Genomic DNA, 19699 nt, shown 5'->3' with positions numbered 1-19699 from the left:
AAACGTCGTCCTGTCTGGCAGGCTTCTTGCTAAGCTCGTGCCGCTGACCGAGCAGGTTCAGCGGGTTCGTCGAGGGAAGTTCGCGTGAGTGAGGCGAGACGGGATGACGGTAGTGCCTGCGAGATCGAAGGAACGGGTGAGCCCGGTGACGTCACGAGAGCCGGCTTCTGCAATCATCGAGATCGACCAGGTCTCGCAGGTCTTCAAGACCTCGGCGCGCAGGGATCATGTCGCGCTTTCGGACATTTCGCTGACGATCGAGGAGGGCGCATTCGTCTCCATTCTGGGCCCGTCCGGATGCGGCAAGTCGACCCTGCTCTATATCGTCGGTGGTTTTATCAACCCGACCAGCGGCGCGGCGAAGATGAAGGGGCGGGGGATCACAGGCCCTGGCCCAGATCGCGGACCGGTGTTTCAGGAGTTTGCGCTGTTTCCCTGGAAGACCGTGCTGGGTAATGTGATGTACGGCCCGCGCCAACAAGGCGTGCGGGCTGCCGAAGCGGAAGCGCAGAGCCGCGTCTTGATCGAAATGGTCGGCCTCAAGGGCTATGAGAACTTCTATCCCAAGGAGCTGTCGGGCGGCATGAAACAGCGCGTGGCGCTGGCACGGACGCTCGCCTACCATCCCGAAGTTCTGCTGATGGACGAGCCGTTCGGTGCACTCGACGCGCACACCAGGACGCGCCTGCAGAACGACCTTCTCAACATCTGGGAGCGCGATCGCAAGACCGTATTGTTCGTCACCCATTCAGTCGACGAAGCCGTCTTTCTCTCCGACAAGGTCGTCATGATGTCGAAATCTCCCGGTCGCATCCGAGAGGTCATCGATATCGATCTGCCGCGGCCGCGCCGCCGAAACGAGCTGTTGCTCGATCCGCGCTACCAGAAGTACGTCGTCGATATCGAGCGCATGTTCGATGAAAGCGACAAATCCGGGCCTGCCTCATGATGTCGCCGAGTGTCTCGATCAGAAGAGCCGCTCCGGTGCTGGCCTGTATCGGTTTGCTGGCGGTGTGGCAGGTTGCCTCGCTCGCGCTGAAGAACGACAGTTTCCCGACAGCGATCGAGGCGATCCGGGCAATCCCCGATATTCTTGGCGACAAGGACTCCCTCATCAACATCCTGGCCTCGCTGCGCCGCATGGCGCTTGGGTTCTGTCTGGCGGTACTGGTTTCGATTCCGCTCGGCCTGTTGATGGGACGCAGCCGGGGCGTCGCGGCGTTTTTCAATCCGCTCCTGATGGTGATCTATCCAGTGCCGAAGGCTGCCTTGATGCCGATCATCATGCTCTGGCTGGGTGTCGGCGATATCACCAAGACGCTGGTGATTTTTCTCGGTGTCAGCCTGCCCGTGATTTACCATAGCTTCGAAGGTGCCAAGGCCGTCGAAGAGAAGATGCTGTGGTCAGGTGCCGCGATGGGGCTCTCGCCCCTACAACGCCTGGTGCGGATCGTGTTGCCTGCGGCGCTGCCGGAAATTCTGACTGGATGCCGCACGGGGCTAGTGCTGGCACTGATCACGATGATCACCAGCGAAATGATCGCCCGCCAGTCCGGCGCCGGGAATATCCTGTTCAATGCGCTGGACATGGGACAATACGACACCGTCTTTGCGATGATCATCGTCGTGGGGGCGATGGGAATCTGTCTCGATGCGATTTTCGAACGGATTCGTGCCAGGCTTGTGCGTTGGTCCGAGCCGCAGTTCGACATGCCGCTGAGCTTTTCGTGATGTCTCGCGTTTTTTCCCCGAATGTTCTTCTTGGGATTGCCCCCCTCGCGCTGGTCATCGCCCTGTGGCAGGCCCTGGTGTCGTTCGGCTTTGCGCCCGCGGTCTTGCTGCCGCCACCGGGCTTTGTCTTCAGCCGGCTGCTTCAACAACTCGTGACGTTTGCGTTTCAGCAGGAGATCGCGGCAACGCTGGTCCGTCTGTTTGCAGGGTTTGCGATTGCGGTCGTGCTCGGCGTCGGTATCGGCATTGCCGCCGCCGCTAGTCCCGCGATCAATGCCGTGGTTCGGCCGATCGTCCGCGTGCTGGCGCCGCTGCCCAAGGTTGCGCTCTATCCGGCACTCCTGCTCCTGCTCGGATTTGGCCACGGCTCGAAGATCACATTGGTGACTGCGGATGCGCTCTTTCCCATTCTGCTCTCGACCTATTATGGTGCATCGACCGTCGAGCAGAAGCTGATCTGGTCGGCCATGGCGGCGGGAACGCCGCGCACAGCAATTCTGTTCAAGGTGGTACTGCCAGCGGCGATGCCGTCAATCCTGACCGGATGCCGGATCGGGCTTGTCATTTCCTGCATCGTGGTGTTTCTGGCCGAAATGATCACGTCGACGGACGGGCTGGGGCACGCGCTCGTGACCGCCGCCCGTACTTTCCAGGCCGTCGACATGTTCGTGCCGCTGATCACGATCTCGCTGTTGGGGTTGATCCTGAACGCCCTATTGGGTGCTTTGCGGTCTTACCTCTTGCGGGGTTTTCCAGAAGCGTGATCTGGAGGAAGAAGAAACAAGACCGGGAGTGAACTATGCTGGCTGATCGCATCGAGGCAAAATGGATCGACGCATTCTGCGAGATCTTCGAACGTTGCGCCGTCAAGCCCGGCGATACCGCGGCGATCCTCTCGGAAACCCAATCGCGGGCCTTGAATGTTCATCTGGCGGAGCTTGCCCTGCTGCGCATGGGGGCGCGGCCGTTTCACGTCGTGATGCCGACACCGCGCAACCGAAACATCGTTCCGGTTCGTTCCACGGGGGCGAGTGAGGCGATCCAGAAGCTTGGCCCGGTCATCACCGCGCTTCAGCAGGCTGGCTTCGTGGTGGATTGCACCATCGAGGGTCTGATGCATGCGGTGGAGACGCCGGAGATCCTCAAGGCCGGCGCTCGGATCCTGGTGATCTCCAACGAGCATCCCGAGGCGCTGGAGCGGATGGTGCCGGATTCGGCGCTCGAGAAACGCGTTCGGGCGGCGGCGAAGATGCTGCGAGGGACCAAGCGGATGCGGGTGACCTCGAACGCCGGCACGGCGCTCGACGTCGACATGGTCGGTGCGTCTACGGTCGGTGTGTGGGGCTGGACCGATAAACCCGGAACGCTGGCGCATTGGCCTGGTGGAATCGTCGTCAGCTTCCCCAAGAGCCGAACCATCAACGGCACGCTGGTGATGGCGCCGGGCGACATCAATCTCACCTTCAAACGCTACCTGACGTCGGCTGTGAAGATGACGCTGAAGGACGACTATGTCGTCGAGCTTGAAGGCGAGGGCACGGATGCCGCGATGATGCGCGCCTATCTCGCTGCCTGGGGCGACCGCGAGGCCTATGCCGTGTCGCATGTCGGCTTCGGCATGAATCCCGGGGCGCGTTATGAGGCGCTCTCGATGTACGACCAACGCGACACCAACGGCACGGAAATTCGCGCCGTCTCCGGCAATTTCCTGTTCTCGACCGGCGCCAACGAGTTCGCCGGCCGCTACACGGCGGGGCATTTCGACCTGCCGATGATGGGAACGACGATCGAGCTCGATGGCGTTGCCGTGGTCCGGGAGGGCGTGCTCCAGGACGTCTTCGGCTAGTTGTGGTCGAGCACCGGAGGGCGTGCCAGTTCGAAGTGACGGAGCAGGTCGACCATGGCCTGCAGTCGCTTCGCGCGATAGGCGTCCACGTCCAATCCGGAATAATCGAGAAAGCCTGCGCCCGTGCGCAGGCCGATCCGGCCTTCATGCATGTTGCGGGAAATGACCTCCGGCGCTCGATAGCGGTCACTGCCGAGCGCACCCTCGAGATACCGGCTCGCGTAGAAGAGGATGTCGCCGCCGCCCCAATCGATGAATTCGAGCAGCCCGAGCACGGCGTAGCGGAAGCCGAAGCCGTAGCGAATCGCCTTGTCGATCTCTTCCGCGCTAGCGACGCCTTCCTCGACCATGCGTGCGGCTTCGTTCATCGCCAGTGCCTGGATGCGCGGAACGATGAAGCCGGGCGTCGCGGCACAGACCACGGGCACCTTACCAATGCCTTCGAGCAGAGCCTTGACCTCCTCGATGATGGCGAGATCTGTGGCTTTCCCGGGCGAAATCTCGACAAGCGGGATCAGATAGGCCGGATTGAGCCAGTGCACGTTGAGAAAGCGGTGCGGATTCACGATCGCGCCTGAGAGATCGTCGACGAGGATGGTCGAGGTCGTCGATGCGATAATCGTGTCGGGGCCGACCTGTTTTGAAGCCGCCCCCAGCACCTCTCGCTTGAGCTCGACCACTTCAGGAACTCCCTCGAAGACCATTCCGGCTTCCGCCAACGCCGCATCGCTTCGGTTCGCCGGGGTCACCGAGACCCGCGCGATCAGCGGATCAACATCTGCCTCGGTCAGCAGCCCCAGCTTCGACAGGCTGGTGAAGGTCGTCCTGACCTCGGCGAGTGCGTCCGCCTCCAGCCTGGCAAACTCCTCTACTGAGCGAGCCTTGACGTCGATCATCGTGACGTGATGCCCCGCATAGGCGAAGGCGACGGCAATCCCACGGCCCATGCGGCCAGCGCCGAGACAGGCGATATTGGCGCGATTCGTCATTGATCAGAATCCATTGCGAAGCAAGGTCTGCAATTCAGCCTTGTTGAGATTGTCGAGCCCCAGCGTCTCGAGCGTTCGGCCGCCTCGCGCAAAATCCTCGCCGCAGATCGCGCCGCCGATCGACAGGAACGCTTTGGCGAGCGGCGTCGCGACGCCAGCGAGACCAGCGACGGAAGCCAGCAGTGACAGTCCTAGCCGCAGATCCTCCCGCATGTAGCGGTGCTCGGTCAGCACGATCCGCTCGCGCCAGTCGCCGGAATCGGTCAACCGGTCGTGCGAGCCGCGGCCATACATCCAGATCTCGCCTTCCTTGGCGTAGTGATGGGCGAGCGGAAAATGCGGCGCGCCGTAGCCGAGTGCTTCGCGCACGGCGATCCGCTCGGCGTCTAGTGCGTCGGTGACCCGACGAATAGCGGCCTGCGTGCCTTCCTTGTGAATGTCCCAGCGCTCGAAATGCTCGATCGGGCCGGCATTCATCACGATCAACGGCGGATGGATGATGGGTCCCGCGTTCATCAGCGCGCCGGACAGCGCATCTCCGCACGCCTCGATCGCATCGGGAAAAGCACGTCCGATCACTTCGAGGGCATAGGGCGCCTCGTCAAGCGGGAACACGCCGACCGGAAGCCGCTTGGCACGGATGGTGATGGCGACCTCGAACGGCCCGTGCTTGCGGGTCAGCCACGGCAGCGTGCCGGTTTCGGCAAAGCTTGCCTTCGCATGGTTGCCGGCCTCACGCGCTGCCTGCGCGAAGATCATCGAGCCGAATGTCGCCGGCGGCAGAAAGACGACCTGACTGTCCCGCAGATGCGGCGCGAGCAAGCGTGCGATATCTGCTTGCGCGAAGGCAGGGGCCGGGCACAGGATCAGCTCGACGCCGTCGACGGCCTCGGCGATGTCGGTCGTGACCAGCGCCAGCTTCACGTCGTGGCGGCCGTTGTGATCCTTCACCAGGATGCGCGAGCCGGCGGCGCGATGCGCCGCGACCTGATCGGCATCGCGGCGCCAGAGCCGCACCTCATGCGCCGACAGCGCAAAATCGCCCGCGGCCGCGAAAGAGCCGTTTCCCCCACCCAGAACCGCGATCTTCAAGATGCTCCTCCTTGCGCGCGCGATTGCGTATCAAGCTGCTTCAGCAGGAAATGCTGGACCTTGCCCAGCGCCGTGCGCGGCAGGTCGGTGACGAAGACGATCTCGCGCGGAACCTTGTAGCGTGCGAGCTGCGCCTGAAGATGCGTCCTCAGTTCGTCCGCTTCGAGCCGGCAGCCGGATCTCGCAATGACATAAGCGATCGGCACCTCGTCCCAACGCGGGTCCGGCCGGCCGATCACGGCGCATTCGCTGACATCGGGGTGTTCGAGCAGGACGCGCTCGACCTCGGCCGGGTAGACGTTCTCTCCGCCTGAAATGATCATGTTCTTCTTGCGGTCGCGGACCCAGAAATAGCCGTCGGCGTCGCGCAGGCCGATATCGCCGGTGCGATACCAGCCGTCATGCAACGCGTCGCGCGTTGCAGCCTCATTACCCCAATATTCAAAGAACACGTTCGGCCCACGCACCGCGATCTCGCCCGGCGTGCCCGCGAGCGATTCGTTTCCGGCCTGGTCGATCACCTTGGCTTCGCAGCACAGACCGGCAAGACCGGTTGATCCCGCGCGCGAAAGGTCGCCACCAAGCCGCGTGTAGACGGCGATCGGGCAGGTTTCCGTCGAACCGTAGACTTGAAGCACCGGTACGCCCCGGGCGACAAAGCGGTCGATCAGGTGTGGCGGCACGATGGTCGAGCCCGTGGCGACGGCCTTGAGCGACGATAGGTCGGTAGTAGGCCAAGCGGGATGTTCGCTCACCGCCTGGATGATCGCGGGCACCATCACCGTGAGCGTCGGCCGTTCCCGTTCAATGGCTGCAAGCGCGGTATCCGGTGTGAAGCGCGCATGGACCGTCACGGTTGCGCCCAGCTGCAATGCCGGCGTGGTCTGGATGTTGAGGCCGCCGACGTGGAAGAATGGCAGCACCGTCAACACGTGGTCGTCGGACGTCATGTTGTGCATGTGCTGGCTCATGACGCCGTTCCAGAACAGCGCCTCCTGGCGCAGCACCGCGCCCTTTGGCCGCCCGGTCGTTCCCGAGGTGTAGACGATCAGGAGGGGGCATGAGAGATCGGTGTGCGGGTTGCGTCCACCGCCATCGCCGCAAAGCAACAAGTCTTCGAATGTCTTGCCGCGCGGCGGCACGAAATCGAGGCCCACAACGGCTATCCCCGGCGCAAGCTCGGGGAGAACGCCCTCGAACGCCCGTTCGAGCACCAGCACCTTGGCGCCCGCGTCTGTGAGAATGAAGAGTTGCTCGGCGATAGCGAGCCGCCAGTTCAGCGGTACCAGCATCGCGCCAAGTCGCGCGCATGCATAAAGCAGAACCAAATAATCGGGCCGGTTCAGGCTCAGGACGGCGACGCGGTCGCCGCGGCCGACGCCGAGCTCCTGCTTCAATGCCGTCGCGGTCCGCTCGATGCGTGCGGCGAACGCCGCGTAGCTCAGCCGTTGCCCCTCGAAGGCAATGGCCGTCTTGTCTGGCGCGAACGCCGCGTTGCGATCGATCAGACTGCAGAGATCCACCGTCAGTCGTCCGTCTCGCCGGCCTCGTACAGCGCTTCGCGCCCGATGCGATCGAGGCATAGCTCGGCCGTCCAGGGCAGCATCAGCGAGCCGCAGCGGCTATCGCGATAGATTCGCTCCAGCGGCAGCGAGCGGAGCATGGCCTGACCGCCGCAGGTGCGGATCGCAAGCGCGGCAAGCTCATTGGCGCCCTCCATCACCGAATATTGCGCGGCATAAGCTCGCAGCACCTGCTCCTTGCTCGGATTGGCACGGGCTTCGGTGACGGCCTGGAACCAGATCCCCTTGATCTGCTCCAGCTTGATCTGCATCTGCGCAACCGCGATCTGCTTGGTCGGGTACATCCGCCGCTTGACCGGCGGCATGCCCGGAACCTCGCCACGCAAATATCGCACGGTGAAGTCGTAGGCGGCTTGTGCGAGGCCCATATAAGTCGGCGACAAGGTCAGGAACATGTGCGGCCAGCGCATCGCGGCTTGGAAATAGACACCGCGCGGCATCAGTGCAGAATCCTCGGGCACGAACACGTCCTTGAACAGGAGCGTCCGCGAAACTGTTCCGCGCATGCCGAGCGGGTCCCAATCACCGACGACCGAGACGCCCTCAGATTTTGCCGATACCGCGAGGTAAAGCGTGTTGCGTCGAGACGCCTTCTCGCCCTCCTCGATCTCGGTGCAGAGGACGCCGTAATAGTCCGCGTGGCCGGAGAGCGATGCGAAGATCTTCTTGCCGTTGACGATCCAGCCGCCCGAGACCGGCCTTGCTTCCGTGCCGAATGCGACGCCGCCCGCGGCCGCGGCGCCGCCTTCGGAGAAGGGTTGCGAATAGATCGCGCCGTCCTGGACGATGCGCTTGTAGTGGATTGCCCGCCGCCGTTCGTGCTCGTCACGGGTCGCAGTATCCATGTCGAGATCGTCCGCGAGGGGGCCCGACCACAGGGTCGAACACACGTGCATGTTCCAGGTCAGCGCGGTCGCGCCGCAATAGCGGCCGATCTCGGCGGCGGCCAAGGCATAGGTCTGGTAATCCGCGCCGAGCCCGCCGTGCTTCTTGGGAACGGCGATGCCGAGCAGGCCGACGCGATGCAGGTCGCGATAGTTCTCGATCGGAAAGGTCGCCTCGCGATCGTAGGTGGCGGCGCGCGCGGCGAACACGCTCTGGCCGATCTCCCTTGCCCGCGCAATGATGCCGGCCTGCTCGTCGCTGAGGCGGAATGCAATGGGATCGAAGATCGGCGCATCCAGCGCGACCTTGTCGGTCGTGCCGATAGTGTTGCTGACTTGCACGGTCATTGCGCGGTCACCTTACGCTTTGGTCGTAACGAAATTCAGGAAGCGGTCGATCGCCTCGTCGAAGGCGTCGGGACGCTCGAGGTTGGCGAGATGGCCGACGCCGGCGAGCTCAACATATTGAGCCCCAGGGATGTAGGTCGCGGTCTTCGCCATCATGGGCGCGGGCGCGTTGTTGTCCTTGGATCCTGACAGCAACAGCGTCGGGACGGAAATATCGCCAAGCGTGCTGCGCTGATCGAAGCCGATCAAGGCCAGCATCATGTCGCGATAGCTCGCCTCCGGCACGCTGCTCATGCATTCGCGCGCGAGTTCCATTCCCGCCGAATCGGGATCGTCGCCGACCAGCTCCTTCACCAGCGAAGGCGCCAGCGATTTCATCGTCTCGCCGCGATCGAGCGGTCCGAGCCGCGCCGCGATGAATGATTTCTGCCAGTCGCCGTCGGCCTTGCCGAAGGCAGGGCTGGTCTGTGCCAGCACGACCGCGCGCGCCAGTCTTGGGGACTGTGCCAGCCATTTCTGGACGATCATGCCGCCGATCGAATGACCGACCAGGATGGGTCTGGTTGCGCCGAGCTGCTCGATGAACTGCTGGAGCGCCTCCGCCAGGGCAGTGATGCTGACCCGGGCGAGCGGCGCTGATCCGCCATAGCCGGGCATATCCCAGGCGATTGCGCGGAAGCGGCTGCCGAATGTGGCAAGCTGCCTTCGCCAGGCTCGTGCCGCGCCACCGATGCCATGCAGGAAAATCAGAGGTATCGCGTTCGGATCGCCCACCGCTTCATAGGCGAAGCGTCTGTCCTTTGTTATCATTGGCATAGGCTGCGACACGCGACATCCTTTTGCTTGGCCCTTCGATGCTAACAGGCCTTTCGGGGATGGGAAGCGATAATTTTATACTTAAAGCAATTTTCGGGCCGTCTCTCGTGCTGCGGCATTTGCGGCGGCGAGCGCCGCTTTCATTGCAAAAATTTGAAGGTTAAAATATATCGGAGCAACGATCACGAGATCCGAGGGAGCCAGCGCATGTCCGGATTGCCGCACTCGCCGCACGCGCTGGTGACCGGTGGCGGTCGCGGCATCGGCCGTGCGATCGCGGCAGCTCTCGTCGGTGCCGGCGCGACCGTAACCGTGCTTGGCCGGAATGCGGCAGTTCTCGATGAGGCGGTCAAGACGGGTGCCGCGCACTTTGCGGCGGTCGCTGACGTCTCGAACGAAGCGTCGTTGACGGCCGCCATTGCCGCGGTCAGCGCGCGAAAGCCGATCGACATACTGGTTGCCAATGCGGGCAGCGCTGAATCGGCGCCATTCGCGAAGTCGGACACTGCCCTTTTCAAGCGCATGATGGATGTCAATTTCATGGGCGTGGTCCACGCCGTCCACGGTGCGTTGCCGGGCATGAGAAATCGTCCCTACGGCCGCATTGTCGCGATCGCCTCGACGGCCGGGCTGAAGGGCTATGCCTATGTCAGTGCTTACAGCGCGGCCAAGCATGCGGTGATCGGTCTGGTGCGTTCTCTCGCCATCGAGATGGCTGGAAGCAATGTCACCGTGAATGCGGTGTGTCCCGGCTTCACGGACACCGATCTCGTTGCCGGCAGCATCGAGAACATCATGAGCAAGACGGGGCGCAGCCGTGAGCAGGCGATCGCTGAACTCGCGAAGCATAATCCGCAAGGACGTCTGATCACGCCTCAAGAGGTGGCAGACACGGTTCTCTGGCTGTGCGGCGAGGGCGCCGGCGCGATCACCGGGCAGGCGATTGCCGTGGCCGGGGGCGAGGTCTAGCGTGCAAGGCGCGGGCACGGAACAAGGAAGCTAAGGAGATCGCATGAGCAGGCCAGCAAATCCCGTCACCGTGCCGCTTGCGGGCTATTCGCCGCAGCATTTTCTGCTGGCCGTGGTCGAGGGCGTTGCGACGGTCACGCTCAACCGGCCCGAACGGAAAAATCCGCTGACATTCGAAAGCTATCGGGAGCTGACCGATTTCTTCCGCGCCTGCGCGTTCGACGACGAGGTCAAGTCCATCGTCGTCACCGGTGCCGGCGGCAATTTCTCCTCGGGCGGCGACGTGTTCGAGATCATCGGTCCCCTGGTGAAGATGGACACCAAGGGGCTGACCGCCTTCACGCGGATGACGGGCGACCTGGTCAAGGCGATGCGGGCCTGCCCCCAGCCGATCGTGGCAGCCGTCGAGGGCATCTGCGCCGGGGCGGGGGCGATTGTCGCCATGGCCTCGGACATGCGACTTGCCGCAAGTGGGGCAAAAGTTGCGTTCCTGTTCAACAAGGTCGGCCTTGCCGGTTGCGACATGGGCGCCTGTGCGATCCTGCCGCGGATCATTGGACAGTCACGCGCCGCCGAACTGCTCTATACCGGCCGGTTCATGACTGCCGAGGAAGGGGAGCGCTGGGGCTTTTTCAGCCGCATCGTGACGTCGGAGCAGGTGCTGACCCAGGCCCAATTGCTCGCCAAGCAGGTCGCGGAAGGGCCGACCTTCGCCAACACCATGACCAAGCGGATGCTGGCGATGGAATGGGCCATGTCGGTGGAGGAGGCGATCGAGGCGGAAGCCGTCGCCCAGGCCTTGTGCATGACGACCGCGGATTTCGAGCGCGCCTTCGAGGCGTTCGCCAACAAGGTCAAGCCGGTATTCAGGGGCGACTAAACCGGCATTCACGTTTGAAGGCTGGCCCCAGCAACGGGGGGCTTGCGTGAAATTATTTTAGGCTTAAAATAGTTTCATGGCCGGGTGAATTGGCGAGGCTCCCATGAAAGTCGCGATCATCGGTGGCGGACCTGCGGGTCTCTACGCTGCGATCCTGCTCAAGAAGCAGCGGCCGGGCGCCGACATCACCGTGTATGAGCGCAATCGGGCTGACGATACGTTCGGCTTCGGCGTGGTGTTCTCGGATGCCACGCTGGACAATTTCGAAAGGCACGATCCGCCGAGCTATCGCCGCATCACCCAGGAGTTCGCGTATTGGGACGACATCGCCGTGCATTTCCGCGGCACCGTGCACCGAGTCGGCGGTAATGGCTTTTGCGGCTGCTCCCGGCGCAAGCTGCTTCTGATCCTTCAGGAGCGGGCCCGCGAGCTGGGCGTCGTCCTGCACTTCGAGGTGGACGTCGACGACGAATCTCGCCTTGCTGATGCCGATCTCGTCCTGATTGCCGACGGCATCAACAGCCGCTTCCGCGAGAAATATGTCGATCATTTCCAGCCGGAGGTGGACGTCCGCTCCAACAAGTTCGCCTGGATGGGGTCGACCAGGCCGCTCGACGCGTTCACCTTCATCTTCCAGGAGACCGAATGGGGGCCGTTCATCGCCCATGCCTATCAGTACGAGGCCGGGCACTCGACCTGGATCTTCGAGACCGATCCTGAAACATTCGAGCGCGCCGGCCTGACGGGGCTGGACGAGGCACAATCCGCCGCACGGATGGCGGAGATATTCGGCTGGTTCCTCGATGGACACAAGCTGCTCACAAACCGCTCGATGTGGCGCAACTTTCCGATGATCCGCAGCAAGCGCTGGGTCAAGGACAACATGGTGCTGCTCGGCGATGCCAAGGCGAGCGCGCATTTTTCGATCGGCTCCGGCACCAAGCTCGCGATGGAAGACGCGATCGCGCTCGCCGAAGCGGTGGAGAAAGCTCCCAGCATCAAAGCCGCGCTCGATCTCTACGAGCACGGCCGCCGCGAAGAGGTGGAGAAGACACAGCACGCCGCCGACGTTTCGCTGGTCTGGTTCGAGCACGTCGACCGCTTCTGGGATTTCGACCCCGTGCAGTTTGCCTTCGGCGTGATGACGCGATCGAAGGCGATCACCTATGACAATCTGAAGCTCCGTGCGCCCGATTTCGTGGCCGAGGTCGAGACGTCATTTGCCAAACAGGTTCGCGCCGGCGGCTTCGATGTCGATACGGAAAAGCCGGCGGTGCCGCTGTTCCAGCCGTTCAGGCTGCGCGAGATGGAGATCGCCAACCGCGCCGTGATGTCGCCGATGTGCATGTATTCGGCCAAGGAAGGCGTGCCCGGTGATTTCCATCTCGTGCACTATGGCTCCCGTGCCATCGGTGGTGCCGGTCTCATCTTCACGGAGATGACCTGCGTCAGCCGCGATGCGCGCATCACGCCCGGCTGCGCTGGCCTGTGGAACGACGACCAGGAGGCTGCCTGGCGGCGCATCGTGGATTTCGTCCACGGTAATTCGGCTGCAAAGATCTGCCTCCAACTCGGCCACGCCGGTCGGAAGGGCGCCACCAAGTTGATGTGGGACGGCATCGATCGTCCTCTAGAAGAGGGCGGCTGGGACGTCGTCTCGGCGTCCCCGCTGCCCTATTTCCCGGACAGCCAGGTGCCGCGCGAGCTCGATCGTGCCGGCATGACTGCGGTGAGGGAGTCTTTCGTCGCGGCGGCCGAGCGCGGCGAGCGCTGCGGCTTCGACATGTTGGAGCTGCATTGCGCCCACGGCTATCTGCTCGCGAGCTTCGTCTCGCCACTGACCAACACCCGCACGGACGAATACGGCGGCTCGCTTGAAAACCGGCTGCGGTTCCCGCTCGAGATTTTTGAGGCGCTCCGCGCTGTCTGGCCGTCGCACAAGCCGATGTCGGTGCGCATTTCCGCAACCGACTGGGCTGAGGGGGGCATCACCGGTGACGACGCCGTCGCCATCGCGCGCGCTTTCGCCGAAGCTGGTGTCGACCTCGTCGACGTCTCGACGGGACAGACCGTGCGCGATGCGCAGCCAATCTACGGGCGCATGTTCCAAACGCCGTTCTCGGATCAGGTCCGCAACGAGGCGCGCGTGGCCACAATGTGCGTCGGCAACATCACCACGGCGGACCAGGCCAACACCATCCTGGCCGCCGGCCGAGCGGATCTCGTCGCGCTCGGCCGGCCGCACCTGGTGGATCCGTTCTTCGCCATGAGAGCGGCGGCCTGGTACGGGGCAGATGCGGCGTTCTGTCCGCCGCAATATCTGCCGGGAAAAGAGCAAATTTTCCGCAACAGCGTGCGCGACCGGCAGGATCTCGAGGAGCTGAGAATTAAGGCTAAGCCCAAGACCCGGGCCGAGCTCAAGGCGGAGGCGACAAAGCCGCTTGCGGCGGAGTGACCGCCCGTGCGACGTTAACCTCATTGCCTGGCATGTTTCGAGTGGAGTAAGGGCGATGAAAGCGATTATCGTCGGTGGCGGTATCGGTGGCCTCACCACCGCTTTGATGCTGCGCTCGCGCGGCATCGGATGCGAGATTTTCGAACAAGCCGACACCATTCGCGAACTGGGCGTCGGCATTAACACCCTGCCGCACGCCATGCGCGAGCTTGCCGGACTCGGCCTGCTCCAGAAGCTCGACGACGTCGCGATCCGTACCGACCAGCTCTACTACCTCAACCGCCATGGCCAGGAGGTCTGGCGCGAAGCCCGCGGCATCGACGCCGGCCATGACGTGCCGCAATTCTCGATCCACCGTGGCCGCCTTCAGGGTGTCATCCACCGCGCGGTCGAGGAGCGGCTCGGGGCTGATGCCATCCACACCGGTTGCAGGCTCGGTGCGTTCACGCAGGACGAGGGCGGCGTCACCGCCTACTTCTTCGATCGTGCCGGCGCGCATGTCCACACCGCGCGCGCTGACATCCTGATCGGTGCCGACGGCATCCATTCCCGCGTCCGGGAGACGCTGTTCCCGAACGAGGGCCCGCCCTGCTGGAATGGCTTGATGCTCTGGCGCGGTGCGCGCGACTGGCCGCTGTTCCTCACCGGCAGATCGATGATCGTGGCCGGTGGCCTCAATGCCAAGGTGGTGATCTATCCGATCGCGGAGGGATCGAGCGCGGCGAGCCGCCTGACCAATTGGGCCGTGCTGGTGAAGGTCGGCGAGGGCAATGTGCCGCCGCCGCGCAAGGAAGACTGGTCGCGCCCGGGTCGGCGCGAGGAGCTGATGCCGCACGTCGCGCGTTTCTCGGTGCCTTACATCGACGTGCGGAGCCTGATCGCGGCGACGCCCGAATTCTACGAGTATCCGACTTGCGACCGCGATCCTCTGCCATACTGGTCATCAGGACGCGTCACGCTGCTCGGCGACGCCGCGCATCCCATGTACCCGGTCGGCTCCAATGGCGCCTCGCAGGCGATCCTCGATGCGCGATGCCTTGCCGACGCGCTGGTGCGCGCCGAGCATCCGCGCCAGGCGCTGCTCGAATACGAGAAGAAGCGCCTGCCGATGACGGCCGATATCGTTCGCTCCAACCGGCGCGGTGGCCCCGAAGGCGTCATCGACGCCGTCGAGCAGCTCGCGCCCGACGGCTTTGATAATGTCGATAATGTCCTCAGCTATTCCCAGCGCGAAGCGATCGTGCGCGGCTATGCGACCAAGGCCGGTTTTGCCGCCGTGCCGGGGCTTGCCGCGGTGCGTGCTTGAAGCGCGATGCTAAAGCATGATCCGGACCCGCAGGGCCGCGTTAGCCGGGCGGCGGCGGCAGGAAGTGGATGTTGAACTCGGCCGCCAGCGCCACCACGTCTTCGGGCTTCTGCTCCTTCATGTTGTGAAGGCCCCAGAACAGGTCGAACAGTTTGCGGCTGGGTGAGACCCAGAACAGCACTTTTGCGGTCTGCTCCGACTTGTTGAAGATGCCGTGCGGCACGCCCATGCCGAGGCGGATCAGGTCGCCTGCGGTTGCCTGTGCCTCCGAATTGCCGAGCACGAAGTCGAGCTTGCCCTCGAGCATGTAGAGATACTCATCCTGGTCGGGGTGAATGTGCGGCGGCACGAATGTGCCCGGCGGCAGCGTCGCGTGCCAGGAGAAGCTGTTCTCGGCATAGCTCTTCGGCACATAGGTCTGGCCGAGGATGTTCCAGGAGATGCCTTGAATCCCCTCATTGGCCCGCGTGATGCCGGTGATTTCGCTCTTCATTGCAGCAGTCCTCCCTTAATGCGACGCGCGGCTTAGTTCGCCGCCTTGCAGTCCTTGGCATAGCGGTCGCCGTAATTCTCGAAGACCTTCTGGACGATCTCCGTCTGGAACTTGCCGTCCGGACGCTTGGCGACCTTGGTCAGATAAAAATCCTGGATCGGATACCCGTTGGTGTTGAACTTGAAGGCACCGCGCAGCGAGGTGAAGTCAGCCTTCTTCAGCGCGGCCTGGACCGCGCCCTTGTTCGACAGGTCGCCCTTCACGGCCTTGACCGCGCTGTCGATCAGCATCGCGGCGTCATAAGCCTGGAAGGCGTAGGTGCCGGGCACGACGTTGTAGGCGGCCTCATAGGACATGACGAATTTCTTGTTCTGGGGATTGTCGAGATTGGGCGCCCAGTTCGCGCCGCCGAACATGCCAACGGCCGCGTCCTGCTGCGCCGGCAGGGTCGATTCATCCACCGTGAACGCCGAAAGCACCGGAATGCTGTCGGCAAGGCCGGCCTGTCGGTACTGCTTGACGAGATTGACGCCGAGGCCGCCCGGCATGAACGTGAAGAGGGCATCGGGCTTCTGCGAGGAGATCTTGGACAGCTCCGGCTGGAAATCCAGCGTGTTCAGCGGCATGTAGGATTCCTCGACGATCTCGCCCTTGTAGTCGAGCTTGAAGCCTGCCACCGAATCCTTGCCGGCCTGATAGTTCGGCACCATCAGGTACATCCGCTTGTAGCCGCGATCCTGCGCGACCTTGCCGAGGATCTCGTGAACCTGATCGTTCTGGTACGAGGTCACATAGAAGAACGGGTTGCAGTCCTTGCCGGCGAAGGTCGACGGACCGGCATTGGGGCTGATCAGGAAGGTCTTCGATTCCGTGATGGGCCGGTGGATCGCCTGCAGGATGTTGGAGAAGATCGGGCCGACCACGAAGTCGACCTTGTCGCGTTCGAGCAGGCCCTTGACCTTGGTCACTGCGGCGTCCGGCTTCAGCTCGTCGTCTGCAACGATCACCTCGACGTCACGCCCGCCCATCTTGCCGCCGAGATCCTTCACCGCGAGCGCAAAGCCGTCGCGCACCTGCTGACCAAGCGCAGCGGCGGGCCCTGACAGGGGCACGATCACGCCGAGCTTGATCTTCTCCTGGGCGAGGGCAGGGCTCACGGCAGTGCCGAGCAGCAAGGCAGCGGCCAAGGTCAATTGCGTCTTCATGATCTGTCCCTCGTGACGTCAGGGCTTGCGCTACAAGCCTCGTGCTCCAATCCAAGCTTATGCCGACGATGGCTGCCGCGGCAAGCAGCGCTCCAAGTGTCGTCATCCCGTGGGTGGCGGTGCATGCAAGCGGCGCGCCAATTATTTGAAGCCTAAAGAAGTTGGCGTGCGGTCGATTGTTGCAGCTTTGGACTTGCGGCCGGCCTCAATTTATTTGAAGCTCAAAACGTTGGGGAATCCGTGCCGGCGCCAATGCCCGCCAAGAGTGACTGCACCGAGATGCTCGATTCCGAGACCAAGGCCGTCGAAACGCCGGAGGACCATGCCGACGAGCTGCGGCTGTGGTTGCGCCTTCTGACCTGCACGACCCTGATCGAGGGCGAGGTTCGCGGCCGGCTGCGGCAGCGTTTCGACGTCACGCTGCCCCGCTTCGATCTGATGGCGCAGCTCGACAAGGCGCCTGACGGCATGACGCTGTCTGACGTCTCTAAACGCATGATGGTGTCGAACGGTAACGTCACCGGTCTCGTCGAGCGCCTTGTCGAATCCGGCCATCTCGATCGTAGAACCTCGGAAACGGATCGCCGTGTCCAGGTGATCCGCCTGACAAAACTCGGCCGAGCCGAGTTCCGCCGGATGGCTGCGGAGCATGAGACCTGGATCGCGGATCTGTTCGCCGACCTCTCGCCGAAGGATGTGCGCGAATTGATGCGGCTGCTCGCCAAGACCAAGGCGTCGGCGCAGAAATCGGCCGCGCGCCGCCGGCCGTGAGCGCAGGCCGCCAGGCCTCCAATCCTTTTTGCCGCAGGAAAAAGCACGGGATGCCCAAAATCCGCTATTGCGCCGAATTGTTTTAAGCCTAAAATGTTTTCCAGATCGTGCTGCCGGGTGCAATCCATGCTGAAAGGAGCGTGCGATGGCCAACGCCGCCAAGATTCAAGTCACGGGCTCGCATGACGGCACCGCCGCGACGGCCCATATCGATACGTTTGCGCAGCAGCATCTGCCGCCGCGCGAGCTCTGGCCCGAATTCATCTTCACGCGGCCGGAGCTGCACTATCCGCCGCGATTGAATTGCGTCAGTTATTTTCTCGACCGCTGGGTCGAGCAGGGCCATGGCGAGGCGCCTTGCGTCATCAGTCCCGCCGTCAGCTACACCTATCGCGAGCTGCAGGCGCTGGTGAACCGCATCGCCAACGTGCTCGTCGGCAAGCTCGGTCTCGTCCCCGGCGGGCGGGTGCTGCTGCGCTCGGCCAACAATCCAATGATGGTCGCGACCTATCTCGCGGTGATCAAGGCCGGCGGCATCGTCGTGGCCACGATGCCGCTGCTGCGCGCCAAGGAATTGTCCTATCCGATCCAGAAGGCGGAGATCGCGCTGGCGCTGTGCGACGGCAAGCTCGCCGAGGAAATGGAGAAGGCGAAAGCTGCCGCGCCGAATCTCAAGCGGGTGGTTTATTGGAGCAACGGCGCCGCTGATTCGCTCGAGGCGCTGATCAGCGATGCGAGTCCGGAGTTCAGGGCTCTCGATACCGCCTCGGACGATATCTGCCTGATCGCCTTCACGTCGGGCACGACAGGCGATCCCAAGGGCACCATGCATTTTCATCGCGACATGCTCGCGGTCTGCGACGGCTATGCGCGCAACATCTTGCGGGCCGAACAGAAGGATCGCTTCGTTGGGTCGGCGCCGCTCGCGTTCACCTTCGGCTTCGGCGGCGTGCTGTTTCCGATGCACATCGGCGCCTCCTTCGTCGTGCTGGAGAAGACGACGCCCGACGATCTGCTGGCGGCGATCGAGCAATACAAGACCACCGTCTGCTTCACGGCGCCGACAGCGTACCGCGCCATGGTCGGCAAGCTGCCGGGCCGCGACATTTCCTCGCTGCGCAAATGCGTCTCAGCCGGCGAGACGCTGCCGAAGCCAACCTTCGATGCCTGGCTCAATGCCACCGGCATCAAGTTGATGGACGGCATCGGCTCGACCGAGCTGCTGCATATCTTCATCAGCGCGACGGAAGACGAAATTCGTCCGGGCGCGACCGGCAAGCCCGTGCCCGGCTATGAGGCCAGGATCGTCGATGATGACGGCCGGGACGTGCCGCCGGGAACGATGGGCAGGCTTGCGGTACGCGGGCCGACCGGCTGCCGCTATCTCGCCGACGAGCGCCAGCGCAAATACGTCCAGAACGGCTGGAACATCACCGGCGATACCTATCTGATGGATAGCGACGGCTATTTCTGGTACCAGTCGCGTTCCGACGACATGATCGTGTCGGCCGGCTACAACATCGCAGGGACGGACGTCGAGGCGGCCCTGCTCACGCATCCGGCGGTCGCCGAATGCGGTGTGGTCGGCGCCCCGGACGAGGCGCGCGGCATGATCGTGAAGGCCTATGTGATCGCTGCGCCCGGTGTGACGCCGGATGCAAAGCTCGTGGCCGAGTTGCAGGAGCATGTCAAACGCGAGATCGCGCCATACAAATATCCGCGCGCCATCGAATTCGTGACGCAACTCCCGAAGACCGAGACCGGGAAACTGAAGCGCTTTGCTTTGCGGCAACTGGCGCAGGCCGCCGCAACGTCCTCGGGCGTCGCGGCCGAATGAGAGAAGGATGAAGAATTGTCCGTGACGACGCCGAAAGGCCCGCAGCTCGCGGTGCTACCGACAGCCGCTGAGGATGACGCCCCTCCGCGGGTGCAGGTGCTCCAGCCGTCGGGTTGGCCGATGCCGAAGGGCTATGCCAATGGCATAGCTGCCGAGGGACGCATCGTCGTCACCGGTGGGGTGATCGGCTGGGATGCCGAAGAGCGTCTCGCCGACGGCTTCGTCGCGCAGGTGCGCCAGACCTTGCGCAACATCGCCGCGATCCTGGCCGAGGCCGGCGCGCGGCCCGAGCACCTCGTGCGGTTGACCTGGTACGTCGTCGACATGGACGAGTACCTGTCCAACCTGAAGGAGCTCGGCAGGATTTACCGTGCCACCTTCGGCGCCCATTACCCCGCGATGGCGCTGGTGCAGGTGGTGCGTCTCGTGGAGAAGGGGGCGCGCGTCGAGATCGAGGCCACCGCCGTCATTCCACGCTGAGTCTGGCTCAGCTC

At 63.4% G+C, this 19699-nt stretch carries 18 protein-coding genes; 11 read left to right on the top strand and 7 right to left on the bottom strand.

All coding sequences use genetic code 11. The features are described 5' to 3' along the window. Positions 1–103 precede the first annotated feature (103 nt). Genes X268_RS22345 through X268_RS22330 form a run of 4 tightly spaced genes read left to right on the top strand, consistent with a single transcriptional unit; the run spans position 104 to position 3577 of the window. Positions 104–949 carry an ABC transporter ATP-binding protein gene (locus X268_RS22345; RefSeq protein ID WP_128926922.1) on the top strand — a complete coding sequence of 282 codons (846 nt, stop codon included), beginning with the start codon at positions 104–106 and terminating at the stop codon, positions 947–949. Then, positions 946–1731, top strand: a complete 786-nt coding sequence (locus X268_RS22340) for an ABC transporter permease (protein WP_128926921.1) — start codon at positions 946–948, stop codon at positions 1729–1731. Before X268_RS22345 ends, X268_RS22340 begins: the two co-directional genes overlap by 4 nt. After that, on the top strand, positions 1731–2495 hold the full coding sequence (locus X268_RS22335; RefSeq protein WP_128929346.1) for an ABC transporter permease: 765 nt from the start codon (positions 1731–1733) through the stop codon (positions 2493–2495). Before X268_RS22340 ends, X268_RS22335 begins: the two co-directional genes overlap by 1 nt. A gap of 35 nt (positions 2496–2530) precedes the next feature. Continuing rightward, on the top strand, positions 2531–3577 hold the full coding sequence (locus X268_RS22330) for a 2,5-dihydroxypyridine 5,6-dioxygenase NicX family protein (RefSeq protein ID WP_128926920.1): 1047 nt from the start codon (positions 2531–2533) through the stop codon (positions 3575–3577). Here the strand turns inward: X268_RS22330 and X268_RS22325 are convergent. From X268_RS22325 to X268_RS22305, 5 genes are read right to left on the bottom strand one after another with little or no spacing between them, the layout of a single operon-like run. Continuing rightward, entirely contained in the window at positions 3574–4566 is a 993-nt protein-coding gene (locus X268_RS22325) for a 3-hydroxybutyryl-CoA dehydrogenase (RefSeq protein ID WP_128926919.1), read from the bottom strand. The genes X268_RS22330 and X268_RS22325 overlap by 4 nt on opposite strands. A gap of 3 nt (positions 4567–4569) precedes the next feature. Beyond that, positions 4570–5658 (bottom strand): NAD/NADP-dependent octopine/nopaline dehydrogenase family protein, encoded by a 1089-nt coding sequence (locus X268_RS22320; protein WP_128926918.1) that lies wholly within the window; start codon positions 5656–5658, stop codon positions 4570–4572. After that, positions 5655–7181, bottom strand: coding sequence for a class I adenylate-forming enzyme family protein (locus tag X268_RS22315; RefSeq protein WP_128926917.1), 1527 nt, complete (start codon positions 7179–7181; stop codon positions 5655–5657). The genes X268_RS22320 and X268_RS22315 overlap by 4 nt, the downstream gene beginning before the upstream one ends. 2 nt (positions 7182–7183) lie before the next feature. Further along, positions 7184–8473 (bottom strand): acyl-CoA dehydrogenase family protein, encoded by a 1290-nt coding sequence (locus X268_RS22310; RefSeq protein WP_128926916.1) that lies wholly within the window; start codon positions 8471–8473, stop codon positions 7184–7186. 12 nt (positions 8474–8485) lie between these two features. Next, positions 8486–9301 carry an alpha/beta fold hydrolase gene (locus tag X268_RS22305; RefSeq protein WP_128926915.1) on the bottom strand — a complete coding sequence of 272 codons (816 nt, stop codon included), beginning with the start codon at positions 9299–9301 and terminating at the stop codon, positions 8486–8488. A 195-nt stretch (positions 9302–9496) separates the two neighbouring features. Between X268_RS22305 and X268_RS22300 the strand changes: the two genes are divergently transcribed. The 4 genes from X268_RS22300 to X268_RS22285 all read left to right on the top strand — a co-directional run bounded on the left by X268_RS22300 (position 9497) and on the right by X268_RS22285 (position 14899). Then, positions 9497–10258, top strand: coding sequence for an SDR family NAD(P)-dependent oxidoreductase (locus X268_RS22300; RefSeq protein ID WP_128926914.1), 762 nt, complete (start codon positions 9497–9499; stop codon positions 10256–10258). Between the two features lie 43 nt (positions 10259–10301). Further along, positions 10302–11138 carry an enoyl-CoA hydratase family protein gene (locus X268_RS22295; protein WP_128926913.1) on the top strand — a complete coding sequence of 279 codons (837 nt, stop codon included), beginning with the start codon at positions 10302–10304 and terminating at the stop codon, positions 11136–11138. 103 nt (positions 11139–11241) lie between these two features. Next, positions 11242–13593 (top strand): bifunctional salicylyl-CoA 5-hydroxylase/oxidoreductase, encoded by a 2352-nt coding sequence (locus X268_RS22290; RefSeq protein ID WP_128926912.1) that lies wholly within the window; start codon positions 11242–11244, stop codon positions 13591–13593. Between the two features lie 55 nt (positions 13594–13648). Next, positions 13649–14899: a flavin-dependent oxidoreductase gene (locus tag X268_RS22285; protein WP_128926911.1), complete on the top strand. Its 1251-nt coding sequence runs from the start codon at positions 13649–13651 to the stop codon at positions 14897–14899. Between the two features lie 40 nt (positions 14900–14939). Here X268_RS22285 and X268_RS22280 read toward each other — a convergent pair whose 3' ends face one another. Together X268_RS22280 and X268_RS22275 are read right to left on the bottom strand one after the other, a co-directional pair. Then, positions 14940–15392, bottom strand: a complete 453-nt coding sequence (locus tag X268_RS22280; RefSeq protein WP_128926910.1) for a cupin domain-containing protein — start codon at positions 15390–15392, stop codon at positions 14940–14942. A 32-nt stretch (positions 15393–15424) separates the two neighbouring features. Beyond that, positions 15425–16597 (bottom strand): ABC transporter substrate-binding protein, encoded by a 1173-nt coding sequence (locus tag X268_RS22275; protein WP_128926909.1) that lies wholly within the window; start codon positions 16595–16597, stop codon positions 15425–15427. 252 nt (positions 16598–16849) lie between these two features. On the opposite strand from X268_RS22275, the gene X268_RS22270 reads away from it, so the two are divergent. From X268_RS22270 to X268_RS22260, 3 genes are all read left to right on the top strand, one after another. After that, the gene (locus X268_RS22270; RefSeq protein WP_164937862.1) at positions 16850–17368 is read left to right on the top strand and encodes a MarR family winged helix-turn-helix transcriptional regulator; all 519 of its coding nucleotides are present in this window, start codon (positions 16850–16852) and stop codon (positions 17366–17368) included. Positions 17369–17513: 145 nt separating this feature from the next. Beyond that, positions 17514–19205 (top strand): benzoate-CoA ligase family protein, encoded by a 1692-nt coding sequence (locus X268_RS22265; RefSeq protein WP_128926908.1) that lies wholly within the window; start codon positions 17514–17516, stop codon positions 19203–19205. Positions 19206–19226: 21 nt separating this feature from the next. Continuing rightward, on the top strand, positions 19227–19685 hold the full coding sequence (locus X268_RS22260) for a RidA family protein (RefSeq protein ID WP_128926907.1): 459 nt from the start codon (positions 19227–19229) through the stop codon (positions 19683–19685). Positions 19686–19699: the final 14 nt, after the last annotated feature.

Source organism: Bradyrhizobium guangxiense (genome assembly GCF_004114915.1).
In the GTDB taxonomy this organism is placed as follows: domain Bacteria; phylum Pseudomonadota; class Alphaproteobacteria; order Rhizobiales; family Xanthobacteraceae; genus Bradyrhizobium; species Bradyrhizobium guangxiense.
The sequence above is the reverse complement of the archived record's forward strand: the minus strand, read 5'-3'. Positions and strand labels throughout refer to the sequence as shown.